At 67.7% G+C, this 14504-nt stretch carries 17 protein-coding genes, 2 tRNA genes and 1 pseudogene; 8 read left to right on the plus strand and 12 right to left on the minus strand.

Features of this window, described 5'->3' with window-relative positions; all coding sequences use genetic code 11:
- Nucleotides 1–58: 58 nt before the first annotated feature.
- Nucleotides 59–1483: an APC family permease gene (locus BLU18_RS08410; protein ID WP_176791213.1), complete on the plus strand. Its 1425-nt coding sequence runs from the start codon at nt 59–61 to the stop codon at nt 1481–1483.
- Between the two features lie 38 nt (nt 1484–1521).
- Nucleotides 1522–2433 (plus strand): DNA-3-methyladenine glycosylase family protein, encoded by a 912-nt coding sequence (locus BLU18_RS08415; protein ID WP_092633956.1) that lies wholly within the window; start codon nt 1522–1524, stop codon nt 2431–2433.
- A gap of 3 nt (nt 2434–2436) precedes the next feature.
- Here the strand turns inward: BLU18_RS08415 and BLU18_RS08420 are convergent, their stop codons facing one another.
- Genes BLU18_RS08420 through BLU18_RS08430 form a run of 3 tightly spaced genes read right to left on the minus strand, consistent with a single transcriptional unit; the run spans nt 2437 to nt 4383 of the window.
- Nucleotides 2437–2853: an arsenate-mycothiol transferase ArsC gene (locus tag BLU18_RS08420; RefSeq protein WP_092633959.1), complete on the minus strand. Its 417-nt coding sequence runs from the start codon at nt 2851–2853 to the stop codon at nt 2437–2439.
- A 2-nt stretch (nt 2854–2855) separates the two neighbouring features.
- Nucleotides 2856–3995, minus strand: a complete 1140-nt coding sequence (gene arsB, locus BLU18_RS08425; RefSeq protein ID WP_092633962.1) for an ACR3 family arsenite efflux transporter — start codon at nt 3993–3995, stop codon at nt 2856–2858.
- Complete coding sequence (locus BLU18_RS08430) at nt 3988–4383, minus strand: ArsR/SmtB family transcription factor (RefSeq protein ID WP_092633964.1); 396 nt, start codon at nt 4381–4383, stop codon at nt 3988–3990. Before BLU18_RS08430 ends, arsB begins: the two co-directional genes overlap by 8 nt.
- Before the next feature lie 184 nt (nt 4384–4567).
- Here BLU18_RS08430 and BLU18_RS08435 point away from each other — a divergent pair, with 184 nt between their 5' ends.
- Nucleotides 4568–5017, plus strand: a complete 450-nt coding sequence (locus tag BLU18_RS08435; RefSeq protein ID WP_092633966.1) for a DUF555 domain-containing protein — start codon at nt 4568–4570, stop codon at nt 5015–5017.
- A 57-nt stretch (nt 5018–5074) separates the two neighbouring features.
- On the opposite strand, the gene BLU18_RS08440 is transcribed toward BLU18_RS08435, so the two are convergent.
- Nucleotides 5075–5308, minus strand: a complete 234-nt coding sequence (locus BLU18_RS08440) for a UPF0058 family protein (protein ID WP_092634553.1) — start codon at nt 5306–5308, stop codon at nt 5075–5077.
- A 193-nt stretch (nt 5309–5501) separates the two neighbouring features.
- Between BLU18_RS08440 and BLU18_RS08445 the strand changes: the two genes are divergently transcribed.
- Nucleotides 5502–5909 carry a translation initiation factor IF-2 subunit beta gene (locus BLU18_RS08445; RefSeq protein ID WP_092633969.1) on the plus strand — a complete coding sequence of 136 codons (408 nt, stop codon included), beginning with the start codon at nt 5502–5504 and terminating at the stop codon, nt 5907–5909.
- On the opposite strand, the gene BLU18_RS08450 is transcribed toward BLU18_RS08445, so the two are convergent.
- A complete protein-coding gene (locus BLU18_RS08450) occupies nt 5910–6092 on the minus strand; it encodes a DUF7836 family putative zinc-binding protein (protein WP_092633971.1) in 183 nt (60 codons plus the stop codon).
- Nucleotides 6093–6177: 85 nt separating this feature from the next.
- Here BLU18_RS08450 and BLU18_RS08455 point away from each other — a divergent pair, with 85 nt between their 5' ends.
- Together BLU18_RS08455 and BLU18_RS08460 are read left to right on the plus strand one after the other, a co-directional pair.
- Nucleotides 6178–8046, plus strand: coding sequence for an ABC transporter ATP-binding protein (locus BLU18_RS08455; protein WP_245697931.1), 1869 nt, complete (start codon nt 6178–6180; stop codon nt 8044–8046).
- Between the two features lie 45 nt (nt 8047–8091).
- A tRNA-Met gene (locus BLU18_RS08460) sits at nt 8092–8166 on the plus strand.
- A gap of 176 nt (nt 8167–8342) precedes the next feature.
- Here BLU18_RS08460 and BLU18_RS15180 read toward each other — a convergent pair.
- The 4 genes and pseudogenes from BLU18_RS15180 to BLU18_RS15255 all read right to left on the minus strand — a co-directional run.
- Nucleotides 8343–8474 (minus strand): hypothetical protein, encoded by a 132-nt coding sequence (locus BLU18_RS15180; protein ID WP_281241035.1) that lies wholly within the window; start codon nt 8472–8474, stop codon nt 8343–8345.
- A gap of 46 nt (nt 8475–8520) precedes the next feature.
- On the minus strand, nt 8521–9273 hold the full coding sequence (locus BLU18_RS08465) for a hypothetical protein (RefSeq protein WP_092633975.1): 753 nt from the start codon (nt 9271–9273) through the stop codon (nt 8521–8523).
- Nucleotides 9274–9485: 212 nt separating this feature from the next.
- Complete coding sequence (locus BLU18_RS15025; protein WP_245697932.1) at nt 9486–9800, minus strand: amino acid kinase family protein; 315 nt, start codon at nt 9798–9800, stop codon at nt 9486–9488.
- 106 nt (nt 9801–9906) lie between these two features.
- Nucleotides 9907–10413 (minus strand): annotated as a pseudogene (locus tag BLU18_RS15255) (carbamate kinase); the annotation flags it as partial.
- 87 nt (nt 10414–10500) lie between these two features.
- Between BLU18_RS15255 and BLU18_RS08475 the strand changes: the two are divergent.
- Nucleotides 10501–11838 carry a cyclic 2,3-diphosphoglycerate synthase gene (locus BLU18_RS08475; RefSeq protein ID WP_245697934.1) on the plus strand — a complete coding sequence of 446 codons (1338 nt, stop codon included), beginning with the start codon at nt 10501–10503 and terminating at the stop codon, nt 11836–11838.
- A 4-nt stretch (nt 11839–11842) separates the two neighbouring features.
- Here BLU18_RS08475 and BLU18_RS14860 read toward each other — a convergent pair whose 3' ends face one another.
- The 3 genes from BLU18_RS14860 to BLU18_RS08485 all read right to left on the minus strand — a co-directional run bounded on the left by BLU18_RS14860 (nt 11843) and on the right by BLU18_RS08485 (nt 12812).
- Nucleotides 11843–12019, minus strand: a complete 177-nt coding sequence (locus BLU18_RS14860) for a hypothetical protein (RefSeq protein ID WP_176791214.1) — start codon at nt 12017–12019, stop codon at nt 11843–11845.
- A 151-nt stretch (nt 12020–12170) separates the two neighbouring features.
- A tRNA-Ile gene (locus BLU18_RS08480) sits at nt 12171–12244 on the minus strand.
- 82 nt (nt 12245–12326) lie between these two features.
- Nucleotides 12327–12812 carry an FxsA family protein gene (locus BLU18_RS08485; protein ID WP_092633977.1) on the minus strand — a complete coding sequence of 162 codons (486 nt, stop codon included), beginning with the start codon at nt 12810–12812 and terminating at the stop codon, nt 12327–12329.
- 81 nt (nt 12813–12893) lie between these two features.
- On the opposite strand from BLU18_RS08485, the gene BLU18_RS08490 reads away from it, so the two are divergent.
- A complete protein-coding gene (locus BLU18_RS08490) occupies nt 12894–14480 on the plus strand; it encodes a DUF255 domain-containing protein (RefSeq protein ID WP_092633979.1) in 1587 nt (528 codons plus the stop codon).
- Nucleotides 14481–14504 lie beyond the last annotated feature (24 nt).

Here is a 14504-nt window from a genome sequence, read left to right on the forward strand (position 1 = left end):
GTCGGGTTCGTACCGCCCCCTGCGTAAGGTATGTCTCCCTCCCGCCCCCACGGACGCCGTGTCGCGCGCTCGCCCCCTCGGCCGTCGCCACGTCGTCGCCGTCGCTCTCGGTCTACCGCTGGGAGCGGGCGTGTTCGCCCTGCCACGCGGCGTCGAGAACCTCGGCGGCCCGGCCACACCTATCGCCTACCTCGTCGGGACGCTCGCCCTCTCGGCCGTCGCGACGGCCTACGCCGTCTACCTCTCCTCGCCGCTCGCGACCCGTGACGGACTCCTCTATCTCGCCGTCTCTCGGACGTGGGGGTCGCGACGCCTCGGCTTCCTCGTCGCGTGGCCGGCCGTGGGCGCGTACGCCGCTATCCTCGCCGCCCTCGTCGCGGCGCTCGGGCGGTCGTTCGCCGGCGTGTCGCCGCTCTCGCCGACCGTCGCCGCCCTCACCGTCCTCGTCGCTGTCGTCGTCGTTCACGCCCTCGGCCCCGCCGTCGCGGCGCGCTGTCAGCTCTTGGTGACCGGCCCGCTCCTCCTCGCACTCCTCGTGATGGCCGCCGTCGGACTGACCGCCGTCGCCCCCGACAACTTCGCCCCACTGTTCCCGACGCCGACGCTCCGCACGAACCCGCTCGGCGCCATCCGAACGACCACCGTCGCGACCCTCTTCGGCTTCGTTGGCTTCGAGGCCGGGGCCGCGCTCTCGCCGGCCGTCCGCGACCCGCGGCGGACCACACCCCGCGCCCTCCTCGTCGGCGCGGTGGTCGCCGGCCTCGTCGCCGCCGTCGCCGCCACCGTCGCCCTCGGCGTCATCCCGTGGACGCGATTGGTGTTCGCGACGGCGCCGTTCGCCGACGCGGCCGCGAGTGGACTCGGCGTCCAGACGGCGACGCTCCTCGGCCCGGGCACCCTCGTCGCCACCTTCGGGGCCGCGCTGGCGACGGCGTGGCTCCCGACGCGGACGCTCCGTGGCCTCGCCGAGACGGTTCCGGGGCTCGACCGCGAGACGCCGCCGGGCGTTCCCGACCCCGCGCTCGCCGTGACGGGCGCCCTCGCGGGCGCCGTCGTCGCTCTCGACGCCGTTGGACCGGCGCTCTATCTCGCGCTTCCGGGCGTCTTCATCGGGTACGCGGCGCTCTCCCTGTCGGTCGCCGTCCTCCCCTCTCTCCGCCCGGCGCTGTCCAGTCGATGTCGACTCTCCCTTCCGCCCGCGGCCCTCGCGGGCGTCGGCCTCCTCGGTGCGCTCGTCGCCGGCAGCGTCCTCGCGGCGACGCTCACCCGCGACCCGGCCACGTCGCTCGGATACACGCGTTTCGCTCCCGCGCTGGCCGTCGTCGACGGCGCGGTCCTCGTGCGTGACCCCCTGTCGTCGGTGGTGCCCGCCCTCCTCCTGTGGGAACTCGCCGGTGTCGTCGTCCTCGCCGTTGCCGCCGACTACCGCGCCGACCGCGGGGTCGAACGCCCGCCCCTCGATACGGCTTACGAGGACGAGTAAAGCGAAACCGGGAAGCCCCGCGCCGCCAACGCCGTGGCATGGAACGCGGCGCCATCCCCCTCGCCGATATCGGCCCGTTCGACCTGCAGGCGACCGTCGAGAGCGGGCAGAGCTACCTCTGGGACCGGGCGGACGGAGGGATGTACGACCAGACCGACGCCCACGGCGGCGACGCGTGGTACGAGACGGTCGTGCCACCCATCGAGGGCGTGGGCAACGACCGCGCCGTCGTCCGCGTGCGCCAGACCGACGACCGACTGGAGTGGGAGTCGACCACCGACGCCGTTCCGCTCTTGACCCACCTCCTGCGCTTGGATGACGACTTGGACGCCATCCTCGCGGCGACGCCCGACGACCCGCTCTTGGACCGCGCGTACGACGCCTACCGCGGCATGCGACTGGTCCGGGACCCACCTTTCCCCTGTCTCGTCTCCTTCATCTGCTCGGCTCAGATGCGCGTCTCGCGCATCCACCGGATGCAACGTGCACTCGCGCGGACGTACGGCGACGAACTCGTCGTCGACGGGGAGACGTACCACGCCTTCCCGACGCCGAGCCAACTCGCGGCGCCCAGCGAGGGCGCCCTCCGCGACCTGAAACTCGGGTATCGCGCGCCCTACGTCCAGCGCACGGCGTCGATGGTCGCCGGGGGCGAGGCCACGCCGGAGGACGCTCGCGGCCGCGACTACGAGGACGCGCGGACGTATCTCACGCAGTTCGTGGGCGTGGGGGAGAAGGTGGCCGACTGCGTCCTCTTGTTCTCGCTCGACTATCTCGAAGCGGTGCCGCTCGATACGTGGATTCGCTCGGCTATCGCCGACCACTACCCCGACTGCGACCGGGGGTCGTACGCCGACACCTCGCGAGCGATTCGCGAACGCCTCGGCGGCGCGTACGCCGGCTACGCCCAGACGTATCTGTTCTACTACCTCCGCGCTGGCGGGGAGTGACGCTTACGCCGATTCGATGTCGTCGAAGAGGGCGACGACGCGTCGCTCCACCTCGTCTCGAATCTCGCGGACGCGCTCCGGGTCCGAGCCGTCCGGGTCGTCGAGCGCCCAGTCGCGGACGACGGTATCGACATCGCCGAGGTCGAGGGTGGAACACCCCATCGTGGCGACGTGGTCACAGGACCGGAGTTCGTCGTCGGTGATTTCGCGCGGCGTCCGCCCCGAGATGTCGACCCCTATCTCGCGCATCGCGTCGACGACCACGTCGTGGACGTGGTCGGCGGGGTGGGTGCCGCCGGTCAGGATTTCGACGTCGAGGCCGCGACGCTCGCGTTCGCGTTCGGCGAAGGCAGTCGCCATCTGCGAGCGGCCGGCGTTCTGTACGCAGACGAATCCGAGTCGGGTGGGTGACTCTGTCATGGTCAGTCGGAGGTGGTGGTCGGTTGGTCGTCGGTTCGGCCACGCCAGTCGAATCGGCGCTGGAAGTAGAGCGCGACGTTGACCAGCGCGAGTAGGACGGGCACCTCGATAAGCGGGCCGACGACGGTGGTGAACGCGACGCCGGAGCCGACGCCGAACACCGCGACGGCGACGGCGATGGCGAGCTCGAAGTTGTTCGAGGCGGCCGTGAAGCCGATGGCGGTGGTCGTCGAGTAGTCCGCGCCGATGCTTCGCCCCATGCCGAAGCTCACGAGGAACATCACGACGAAGTAAATCGTGAGCGGAACGGCGATGAGGAGCACGTCACCGGGTGACGCGACGATGGCGCCACCCTGCGTCGCGAACATGACGATGACGGTAAAGAGGAGGGCGACGAGCGTCAGCGGGTCGATTCGGGGGACGAACTCCTCGTCGTACCACGTCTCCCCCTTCACTCGCGTGCCGACGTAGCGCGTGAGAATCCCGGCCGCGAAGGGGATTCCGAGGAAGATGGCGATGGCGCGGAACACCTGCATCGGCGTCACGTCGAAGGTGGTGACGCCGGCGACCAGTGATTCGAGACCGAGTAGCGGCGGGATGACGAGGCCGAACAGCCAGACGTAGACGCCGTAGGTGACGATTTGAAAGATGCTGTTGAACGCCACCAGCCCGGTGACGTACTCCGTCGACCCCTCGGCGAGTTCGTTCCAGACGAGCACCATCGCGATACACCGGGCCATGCCGATGAACACGAGGCCGAGGAAGTATTCGGGCCGCGCGGGCAGGCCGGGGACGACGCCGCCGAAGAAGACGACGGCGAGGCCGAACATGAGCGTCGGGCCGATGAGCCAATTCTGGACGAGGCTCAGGCTGAGGACGCGCCAGTTCCGAAAGACCGTCCACAGTCGCGAGTAATCTGCCTTCGCCAGCGGCGGGTACATCATCACGATGAGGCCGAGTTCGACGAGATGGAGGTTCCCGATTGGCTCCGTCACCGACGGCACGGCGTACCCCACGCCGACGCCGACGGCCATCGCGCCGAGAATCCAGACGGTGAGGTACTTGTCCAGGACGTCCATCCCCCGCGGGTCGCCACAGCTCGCACAGTCGCAGTTCGGGCCGTGCTCGTGGGCGTTACTCATCGACGCTTCCCTCCAGCACCGTCACGAGCGCGACGGCGCGGTTCGTCGCGCGGTACTTCTTCCAGCGGCCGTCCTTCCGGCTCTCGACCAGTCCCGCCTCGACGAGCGTCGAGAGCGCGTGACTCAGGCCGCTCTCGCTCACGTCGACTACGGCGTGTAACTCACAGACACAGAGCTCCTCGCCGGCGGCGACGAGCGCTCGCGCGAGCGTGTAGCGCGTTTCGCTCGCGAGCGCCGAGAGCACGTCGAGTTCGGCCCGCGCCTGTGCCGTCCCCAGCGTCGCTTCGAGCGTACCGAGTTCGTCGAGTCGCTGCTCGACGTCTTCGGCCCGACACTCGCCGAGTTCGTCGTCGAGATACCGCCGGAGTCGTTCCGTCCCTTGACTCATGGAAATCAGTTCAGTATCTGTTCAAGTAAGTATTCCGATTAGGTGCCGAAAATCGGCTATAGTACGGTATATAGCGATATATCGAAAATCAGTTGTTCGGACGTTCAAGTGTGGTACTCCGAGGGTTTCCCACAGCCTGTCGGGGCGAAATTTCATGACGGTGGATATACAAGTGTAGTGTGGTATGGACTGTCGAGTCGTCGTCGAGGCCGCAGTTCCGGTGTACGACGTAGCGACCCCCGACGAGGCGATCCGGATTGCCATCGCCAAGACCGGCGAGATGTTGAACCCGGACCTCAACTACGTCGAAATCGAGATGGGGTCTCGGACGTCGCCGTCGGGCGAAGAGCTGCCGCCCGCGTTCATCGCCGCCGACGAGGCACTCGTCGCACTCGAACTCGAGATGAAGGTGTTCAACGTCGAGCAAGAGGAACACGCCTCGCGCATCGCGCGCAAGGAAATCGGGCAGCGACTCGACAACGTGCCGCTCTCCGTGCTCGACGTGGATACTATCGAGTCAGACGACGACGAGGCGGAGTCCGACGCAGCGGAGGAGACAGAGTCCGACGCGGCCGAAGAAACCGACGACGAGGACGACCTGATTCCGGAGTTCGAAGAACTCGTCGACGAGTGACGGCGTCGTGACTCAGTGGGGGTGGTGTCGGGTAGGCACTACACTGTGCCGTCGAACTCAGTCTGCGTGAGGAGCGACGCGCTCCTCGGTCGTATCCAAGGAAGAAGTGATGCCTTTTGCCAGTTTGAAAACAGCCGCCTTGTGGTCCGTCTTCGATTTGTGAATCGATGTGGGTCGTACCCCCATCTCCTCATAGGCGGTCAGGTCAATTTCGTCGTCATGCCACGCTGCGCACTGTTTCTCTACCTCCGCGAGGAGGCCGTGCAGGTGAATGAGCTCCTGCTTCTTCATAACAACCATCCATAGCAAGTCGAAGGTTATATTATTATCTTGAGTGGAGTTACCATGCGTCTATCGAGACAGTGTGTCATTCGACGGGTCGTGACACACCCCACAATACCCCAATCGGTCGGTTCACGGGAAGATTCGTCCAACCCCGACCGCTTCTGAAACGTTTTAGTCGCGCCCGCTGTCACGTCTATCCATGGATTACGAAGATAGTCTCGAACGCGCGCTCACCGAGACGCCCGAAGTCGGCGACGCGGCCGACCGATTTCAGGTCCCCGACCCCGACGTTCGACCCGAGGGCAACGTAACCATCTACGAGAACTTTCAGGCCACCTACGACCGACTGAACCGAGACGAGGAGCACCTCCTCAAGTTCTTCCAGTCGGAACTCGGCACCAGCGCAAGCATCGACGACCGAGGGCGAGCGCGCTTCACCGGCGACTTCAAGCAGTCGCGCGTGGCGGACGCTCTCGACGAGTACGTCGAATCGTTCGTGACGTGTTCCGAGTGTGAGTCGCCCGACACGCGGCTGGTCGAAGAGCAGGGCGCCACGGTACTGAAATGCGACGCCTGCGGGGCGCTGTCCGCAATCCCCGACCTCTAACTACTCCTCGAACTGCTTGACGAGTTCCAGGTCCCGTTCGGTCCGCATGAACTCCGCGAGCCGTCGGGTCGCGTGGCAGTCTGGGCAACTGAAGTTCTTCCGGTGACTGGGCAGGTCTGTCGGCGCCTCCTCCCAGTCCTTGTCACATTCGGGACACACCAGTCTGACAAACGCTTCGACCATACCCCGTCTGCACCCGCGAGTTCCTTCAAAGGTTCGCCGAATCGCAGTACGTGGTGTTTTGGTCGCCCGTCCCGTTCGTGTGGTCGTGTCCGGGGACGCCGTACCGGCGGGCGACCACGACGCACCGCTCAGTCGCGTGCTGACGACGCACGGCCGCGCCCATCTCCCCGAATTCGTCCTCGGCGGCGTCGCCAGCGTGTTCTCCATCGCGCTCGAACTCGTCCCCTCCTACCTGCTCGGCGTGGCCATCGACGTGTTCTTCACGAACGAGCGTCCCTTCTCGCTCCCGCTGATTCCGGACGCGTGGCTCCCCACCGCCACGCGCGAGCAGTTCGTCTTGCTCGTCGGCCTCGCGTTCGGTCTGTATCTCACCGCCGCGGCGCTCGCGTGGGTCAACAGTCTGGCGTGGAACCACTTCGCCCAACACCTCCAACACGAGGTGCGGACCGCGGCCTATCGGTCGGTCCAGGGGTTCGAACTCGCCTTCTTCGAGGGGACCCAGACCGGCGAGGTGATGAGCGTCCTCAACAACGACATCAACCAACTCGAGGAGTTCCTGACGACGGGGCTCCACAACGCGATGCGTATCGTCACGCGCGTCGTCGTCATCGCGGCCATCATGTTCTGGCTGAACTGGCAGCTCGCGTTCGTTGCCCTGCTGATGGTCCCGCTTCTCGTCGCCGTCTCCGTGGGGTTCGTGCGCCGCATCCAGCCCAAATACGGCGCCGTCCGCGAGCGAGTGGGGACGCTCAACGCCCGCTTGGAGAACAACCTCGGCGGCATCGAGACGGTGAAAGCCTACACGAACGAGGACTTCGAGAGCGGACGCGTCACCGACGCGTCGCGCGCGTATCTCGACGACCAGTGGGACGCCATCCGCGTCCGCGTCGCCTTCTTCCCCGTCCTTCGGGTGCTCACCGCCACCGGCTACGCGCTCACCTTCCTGCTCGGCGGGTGGTGGGTGCTCTTTGGCCCGCCGCTGGTCTTCACCGAACCCCTCTCGCCGGGCGTCCTCGTCACCTTCCTCCTCTACAGCCGCCGGTTTCGCTACCCGATGCGACGCGTCGGCGAGGTGCTCGACGACTACCAGTACGCCCGCGCCGCCGCCGCGCGCATCCTCGGCATCGACGAGCGCCGCCCCCGACTCCCCGAGTCCGACGACGCCGTCAACCTCGTCGACCCAGACGGCCGCGTCGCCTACGAGGGCGTCACCTTCCGCTACCCCGGCACCGAGGAAGTCGTCCTCGATGACGTGACGTTCACCGTCGACCCCGGCCAGTTCGTCGGCGTCGTCGGCCCCACGGGCGCGGGCAAGACGACGCTCCTGAAGCTCCTCCTCCGATTCTACGACGCAGACTCCGGGTCGGTTCGCATCGACGGCCACGACGTGCGCGACCTGACGCGCGCCAGTCTCCGCGAGGCCGTCGGCTACGTGAGTCAGGAGCCGTACCTGTTCCACGGCACCGTCGCGGAGAACGTCCGGTACGGGCGGGCCGACGCCGACCGTGCGGCGGTAATCGAGGCGTCGAAACGCGCCGGCGCCCACGAGTTCGTCGCCGAGTTGCCCGACGGCTACGACACCACCGTGGGTGAACGCGGCGTGAAGCTCTCGGGCGGCCAGCGCCAACGCCTCGCTATCGCGCGGGCGCTCCTGACCGACCCCGACCTGTTCGTCCTCGACGAGGCGACGAGCCACGTCGACAACGAGACGGAGTCGGTGATTCGCCGCCAACTCGCCGACCTGACCGCCGACCGGACCACCTTCGCCATCGCGCACCGCCTCTCGACGGTGCGCGACGCGGACCAGATTCTCGTCCTCGACGACGGCCGACTGGTCGAGCAGGGCACCCACGAGGAACTCCTCGCGCGCGACGGTCTGTACGCCGACCTCTGGGCCGTCCAGGTGGGCTCGGTCGAGGAGTTGCCCGAGCGCTTCGCCGACGGTGCGGGCTAGCTGGATTTCAAAACCCTTAACGCCGTCTCGCGAATAGAACCCAGTAGCGGGATGGGATAGCCAGGAGATTCCGCCGGGCTCATAACCCGGAGATCGGTAGTTCAAATCTACCTCCCGCTATTTTCGAGCGGACATCGTGAACGAGGAGCGGAGCGACGAGTGAACCGTCCGCTCGAAACGGCCCAGTAGATTTGAAGCAGGGAGTGACGTGAGCGAAGCGAGCGGAACGACCGTGGTTCAAATCTACCTCCCGCTACGTTCTGGCAGATGAGAAGTCGAACGACGACAGCGACGGTCTACTCTTCCTGTTTCGTCCGCCCGAGATAGGCATAGCAGTTCGGACACTGAATCGGGCGGGCGCCGTGTCGGTCCGGGTCACCGACGAAGCGCGTGTGTGAGTACCCTCGGCCACACTCTTCGCAGGTCACGATAACGACCACACTGGCCGAAGTCGCTCCGCGCACTTGGCGGTGTCTATCCCTCGGTCGATGCCTCGTCCTCGCCGCTCGGTCGGACGAGATTGGCGAGGGTCACGAGAACGCCGAGCGCCCACCCGACCGGTACCGCGATGCCGCCCCACAGCCCCACGTGCGCGAATCCCACGAGTTCGAACCGCTGTCGGAGGAGGGTGTTCAGGCCGCGGTAGGCAAAGAGCGAGTCGAGCAGCCACACTGCGAGCGTCTCGCTCCGGGGGAAGACGGCGCTCGCGAGCGTCGGCGAGTAGAGCGCGGCGACCACCGGCGGGAGGAAGACGGCGACGACGGCGAAAGGATAGGCGACGAGGACGGTGGTCACGCGCCCGCCCACGCGCCGGAACAGGAGGGCGAGTATCGTCGCGACGACGGCGACGCTCCCCGCGGCGGCGACGGCGAGAAAGCCGGTCGTCGAGAAGCGCAGACGGGCGAGCGCGGTCAGCGCGCCCCAGACGAGGGCAGCCAGGAGGACGGTCCCGACGGCGCCCAATCGCGTCGCCGTGCGGTCGAATCGGCGGACGTGAAACCGGGCCAGCAGGCCGACCACGGCGAACGGATACCCCACGACCAGGCCGACGACGCCGAGGAGCGACCAAGCGGTGTAGCACGCTCGTTCGCCCGTCGTCGTCGGTTCCCACCCAGTCACGACCGGATGTGTCTCTCGCAGCTGTGGAAAGGCGATTCGCATCCAGAGGCCGTGGAGGCGCCGAAGGTCGTAGGACACGTCGGCGACTAGGCTCAGTACGACACCCATCGACCGTCGATTCGGTCAGACTGGGTGTTAACGGTTCGGGTGCGCGAAAACGGACGGGGACGAAAGGCGGCTAGTCACGAGGCTCGTGCGGCATGTCACGGGTGGTGAGTTCTCTCGATAGACTGTCCGATCACCTCTCTAAACTATGGTATGGCACGTCATACCAAGAAACTTGTGGCCGATCAGTCGCTATGGATGCTTCGTCTCGCCGATTACGGAACCACGCGCGTCCCCGTCTCGTCGGCCAGCGCGGCGGGTAGGTTCTCCGGCGTGGTGATGACCGCTCGCTCCCCCCCCCCGGCCTCGACGAATCGGAGGCATGCCTCGACTTTCGGGCGCATCGTCCCCGCGGCGAACTCGTCGGCGTCGAGGTGCGCGCGGAGGTCCGACGCGGCGATTTCGCCCAGTGCCCGTTGCTCCGGGTCGCCGTAGTTCACGTACGCGTGTTCGATGTCGGTCAACACGACGAGCGTGTCGGCACCGAGCGCCGTCGCCAGCGACGCGCTCGTTAGGTCCTTGTCGACCACGGCCTCGACGCCACGGAGGCCGTCGTCGCGGACGACTGGGACGCCACCCCCCACCCCCGCATATCACCGGCCCGCCGCGTTCGAGAAGGCGGGCGATTTCCTCCGCCTCGACGACTTCGACCGGGTCCGGGGAGGGGACGACGCGACGGTACGGGCGCTTCCCGTCGGAGACGCGGGCCGTCTCGAACGGCTTCGTCTCGGCCTCCGTCTCGGTGTAGAACGGGCCGACGGGTTTCGTCGGGTCGTCGAAGGCAGGGTCGTCGGCGTCGACTACCACCTGCGTCACGAGCGTCATCGCCATCGCTCCTCCCTGGCTGTCGAGCGCCTGCTGCAGCAGATAGCCGATTTGGGCCTGCGTCTCCGCGACCAACACGTCGAGCGGGTGTTGTGGCGTCTCGCTCGCCGCCGCCTGCTGGACGAGCAGGTTCCCCACCTGCGGGCCGTTGCCGTGCGTGAGCACGAGTCCGTCCGTCGCTACCGCGTCGGTGAGTGTCGCCACCGACGCTTCGACCGCCTCGCGCTGTTCGGCCGCCGTCCACGGCCCGTGCTCGCCGAGTAGCGTGTTTCCGCCGAGTGCGACGACCACTGGTGCGTTCGTGCCCGGAGTCGCCATACCCGCCCGACACGCGCCGGCCAGTTAGTGGTGCGCCCTCACCTGTGTGGCCGGGGAACTATCCGGCCGCGCGAGACGAGAGTCGGTATGCCGACCCGAATCGTCATCATGGGCGCCGCGGGGCGTGATTTCCACGACTTCAACACCGTCTTTCGCGGCGACCCCTCCTACGAGGTGGTCGCGTTCACCCGAACCGACGCGCAGAACCTCGGCGAACTCGACGAGCCACCGAGCCGTCGCTACCCCCCGGAACTCGCCAGCGACGGCTACCCCGAGGGCATCCCGATTCGCCCCGAATCGGACCTCGAAACGGTCGTCGCGGAGGAAGACGTCGACACCGTCGTCTTCTCCTACTCCGACGTGTCCCACGAGTACGTGATGCACCAAGCGTCGCGGGCCCTCGCCGCGGGCGCGGACTTCCGTCTTCTCGGCCCCGACCGGATGACCCTCGACGCCGACGTGCCCGTCGTCGCCGTCGACGCGGTCCGAACCGGGTGTGGTAAGTCCCAGACCGCCCGGAAGTTCGCCAGTCTGCTCGACGACCGCGGCGCGACGGTCGTCGTCGTCAGAGAGCCGATGCCCTACGGCGACCTCGCCGCCCAACGCGTCCAGCGATTCGCCAGCCTCGACGACCTGGACGCCCACGACGCCACCATCGAGGAACGCGAGGAGTACGAGAGTCACATCGAACGCGGCCACGTCGTCTACGCGGGCGTCGACTACGCCGCCATCCTCGACCGTGCACAGGCCGAGGCGGATGTCATCGTCTGGGACGGCGGCAACAACGAACTCCCCTTCTACGCCCCCGACGTGCACGTCGTCCTCGCCGACCCACACCGCGCCGGCGACGAACGGCGCTACCACCCCGGCGAGGCGAACCTCCGACTCGCGGACTACGTCCTAATCAACAAGGAAAACACCGCCGACGCCGCAGACATTCGGACCGTCGAGGAGAACGTCCGCGAGGCCAATCCCGACGCCGAGATTCTCCACGCCGACTCCGTCGTCACCGCCGACGAATCCGCCATCAGGGGCAAGCGCGCCCTCGTCGTCGAAGACGGGCCGACGCTCACCCACGGCGGCGCGTCCCACGGCGCCGGCTTGCTCGCGGCCCGGAAGTACGGCGCGAGCGATATCGTCGACCCCGAACCCGCCGCCGTCGGGTCGCTCGAACGGGTCTTCGAGCAGTACGACCACCTCGACACCGTCCTCCCCGCGATGGGCTACTCGGAGGGGCAGGTCGACGATTTGGAGGCGACGATTCGCAACGCCGACCCCGACGTGGTGGTGTCGGGGACGCCCCACGACCTCGCCCGACTGATCGACGTCGACGTGCCCGTCGTCCGCGTCCGCTACGAACTCGCCGAGAAGACGCGCACGCTGGACGAGATTCTGGACCGGCATGCCGAGACGCTGGGGCTCTGAAGCGTCACTCGCGTAGCCAGTCGCTCCGATACAGAGCGACGGTGATGGCGGTGGTGCCGAGCATCGTCGCGACGAACGCCACGACGCCCGTCGGGTCGGGGACGAACAGGATACCGAGTGGGACGCCGGCGAAGAGGCCGACGACGAGACAGAGAGCGAGGCGGGTGGAGGGCGACGCCATGGGCGGGCGTTCGACCGGAAGCCAATAAAGAGTGTTCTCGGTGGCGCGTTCGGGACTGTCTCTTAGAGACACCGCTCGCGATGAAGTGAAACCGAAATGAGTTGGCTGGGGAGTTGCGGCCCCAGTCCCGGGGAAACCCCGGAAAGTTGGATGGGCCAACGCGGATTTGAACCGCGGACCTCCCGGTTATCAGCCGAGCGCTCAACCTAACTGAGCTATTGGCCCAAGTGAGCGCATCAATTGCTTGCGCCGTCGTTTGTTTAAGAGTTTCTTTTCGTTTCCCGTCGGTCGACCAACAGGCGGGGAGTCACTCGTCGTTGACCCGGTACGAACTCCCGTCCACGTCGTACACGTCGTCGTCGCCGCTCTCGTTCGGGAAGCCGCCGATGTAGACGTTGCCGCTGACGAATCCGCCGCTCTTCTTGTCGAGGTAGGGGCGGACCACGAGGCGTTCGAGGCCGGCCCGAATCGGCGCGCGAGTGAGGGGCACGCCGATGAGGAAGCCGATGGCGTCCGTGACGAGGCCGGGCGTGAGCAGGAAGGCCCCGGCGGCGATGAGGAGGCCACCGTCCATGAGCTCCTTCGTGGGAACCTCGCCCGTCGCGAGTCGTTGCTGGAGGCGCTGAACCGTGTGTCGGCCCTCGGCCCGGACCAGCAGCATACCGATGAGGCCGGTGAGGACGACCAGCGCGACGGTCATCGGCGCGCCGATGGCGTCGGCGACGACGACGAGAAACAGGGCGTCGGCCAGTGGGATGAGCAACAGCAGCGCGATCACCCAGCGCAGGCGCATACCCCCACTATCGGCCCCCCGCCCATAGCCCTTTTGACGCCGGGACGAAGCCCTTAGGCCCGCCCGTCACTCAGGGGTCGTATGACCGACGGGACGCGTGTCGAGTGGCGCGAGTGGGGGACGGCGGCGTTCGACGAGGCACGTCGGCGCGGCGCGCCCGTCCTCCTCGTGCTGACGGCGACGTGGTGTGGCGAGTGTCACGAGATGGACGCCCGAACCTACGGCGAGCCACGAATCGCGGCCAACCTGAACGACGGGTTCGTCCCCGTCCGCGTTGACGTCGACCGACACCCGCGGGTACGCGAACGCTACAACGTCGGCGGCTTCCCCTCCACCGTCTTCTGTACCCCCGATGGGAAACGCATCGCTGGCGCCGGCTTCCTCGGCCCGGACGGCATGCGACAGGTGATCGACCGCGTGCGCGAGCGATGGGACGCCAGCGGCATGGACGCCGGCCGCGTTCCCCGGTCGCTCGGGGGCGACCCGCCGCCCGCGGGCGAGGTGACCGACCGCATCGAGGCACACCTCGCTGGCCAGCTCGACGCCCAGTTCGACGCAGAGTTCGGCGGGTGGGGCGACTCTCCGAAGTTCCCGCTCCCGAACACTATCGAGTTCGCCCTCAAGCGCGACCGGGCGAAGGCCCGCCAGACCCTCGACGCCGTCACCCGCGGCCTGTTCGACGAGTCTGAGGGCGGCTTCTACCGCTACGCGCGGACCCGCGACTGGGGCGACCCCGACCGGGCGAAACTGCTCGCCGACAACGCGGCGCTGGTCCGCGCGTTCGCCCACGCCTACTGTTACACCGGCGAGGAGGCCTATCGCCGCCCCGCCGACCGGACCGTCGAGTTCCTGACCGACGACCTCTGGAACGGGTCGGCCTTCGGCGGGAGCCAAGGCCCCGAGACGGAATCGGGCACCCGAACCGACCTGACCGCCTTCGCCGATTCGAACGCCCTCGCCGTCGACGCCCTCCTCACGCTCACCGCCTACACCGACGCCGACGAGCCACGGACCTACGCCCGGCGGGCGCTCTCGACGCTCCAGTCCGAGTTCGTCGACGACGACGGCACTGTCCGCCACTGGGCCGACGACGCGGCACCGACCTGCTGTCTCGACGACCAGGCGCACACGGTCGCTGCCGGCGTCCGCGCCGCACAGGTACTCGGCGACGACGACGCCCTCGAGATGGCGCGCCGCGTCGCCGACCGGACCATCGACGCACTCTTCGACGGCGACGCGTTCCGCGACGGTCCCGCGACGGGGCCGGGGCTGTTGGACCGACCGCTCTATCCCCTCGACGGCGCCGTCACCCTCGCCGACGCGTTCCTCGACCTCGCCGTCCTGACCGGTGACGACCGCTATCGGACCGTCGCCCGCGACGCCGTCGGTGCGTTCGCGGGGGCGTGGGACCGCTTTGGCGTACAGGTCGCCGGCTACGGCGCTGTCTGTGCGCGACTCTGTGGCGACTCGCTGGTCGTCTCGGTGGGCGAAGGCGCCGGCTCGGACCTCCACCGCGCCGCGCTCCGAATCGCAGACCACGAGAAGGTCGTCGTCCCGGACGCCTCGGAGCCAGAGTCGGGTACGGCCGTCGTCGCCGTCGGCGATCGCTCGCGGACCGTCTCGTCGCCGTCCGACCTCGCGGACGCCGTCGCGTCGCTCGCCGAGTAAACAGCCGATTCGTTTTTGAGTCCG

Origin of the sequence: Haloplanus vescus (genome assembly GCF_900107665.1) — an archaeon.
GTDB lineage: Archaea > Halobacteriota > Halobacteria > Halobacteriales > Haloferacaceae > Haloplanus > Haloplanus vescus.

Coding starts and splice junctions, on each gene's coding strand:
- BLU18_RS08485 (WP_092633977.1), bottom strand. CDS start 12,812: ATGCGCCTGCGCTGGGTGATCGCGCTGCTGTTGCTCATCCCACTGGCC.
- BLU18_RS08440 (WP_092634553.1), bottom strand. CDS start 5,308: ATGAAGAAGCAGGAGCTCATTCACCTGCACGGCCTCCTCGCGGAGGTA.
- BLU18_RS08475 (WP_245697934.1), top strand. CDS start 10,501: ATGCCGACCCGAATCGTCATCATGGGCGCCGCGGGGCGTGATTTCCAC.
- BLU18_RS08490 (WP_092633979.1), top strand. CDS start 12,894: ATGACCGACGGGACGCGTGTCGAGTGGCGCGAGTGGGGGACGGCGGCG.
- arsB (WP_092633962.1), bottom strand. CDS start 3,995: ATGAGTAACGCCCACGAGCACGGCCCGAACTGCGACTGTGCGAGCTGT.
- BLU18_RS08465 (WP_092633975.1), bottom strand. CDS start 9,273: ATGGGTGTCGTACTGAGCCTAGTCGCCGACGTGTCCTACGACCTTCGG.
- BLU18_RS08450 (WP_092633971.1), bottom strand. CDS start 6,092: ATGGTCGAAGCGTTTGTCAGACTGGTGTGTCCCGAATGTGACAAGGAC.
- BLU18_RS08435 (WP_092633966.1), top strand. CDS start 4,568: ATGGACTGTCGAGTCGTCGTCGAGGCCGCAGTTCCGGTGTACGACGTA.
- BLU18_RS14860 (WP_176791214.1), bottom strand. CDS start 12,019: ATGGCGTCGCCCTCCACCCGCCTCGCTCTCTGTCTCGTCGTCGGCCTC.
- BLU18_RS08445 (WP_092633969.1), top strand. CDS start 5,502: ATGGATTACGAAGATAGTCTCGAACGCGCGCTCACCGAGACGCCCGAA.
- BLU18_RS08420 (WP_092633959.1), bottom strand. CDS start 2,853: ATGACAGAGTCACCCACCCGACTCGGATTCGTCTGCGTACAGAACGCC.
- BLU18_RS08415 (WP_092633956.1), top strand. CDS start 1,522: ATGGAACGCGGCGCCATCCCCCTCGCCGATATCGGCCCGTTCGACCTG.
- BLU18_RS08430 (WP_092633964.1), bottom strand. CDS start 4,383: ATGAGTCAAGGGACGGAACGACTCCGGCGGTATCTCGACGACGAACTC.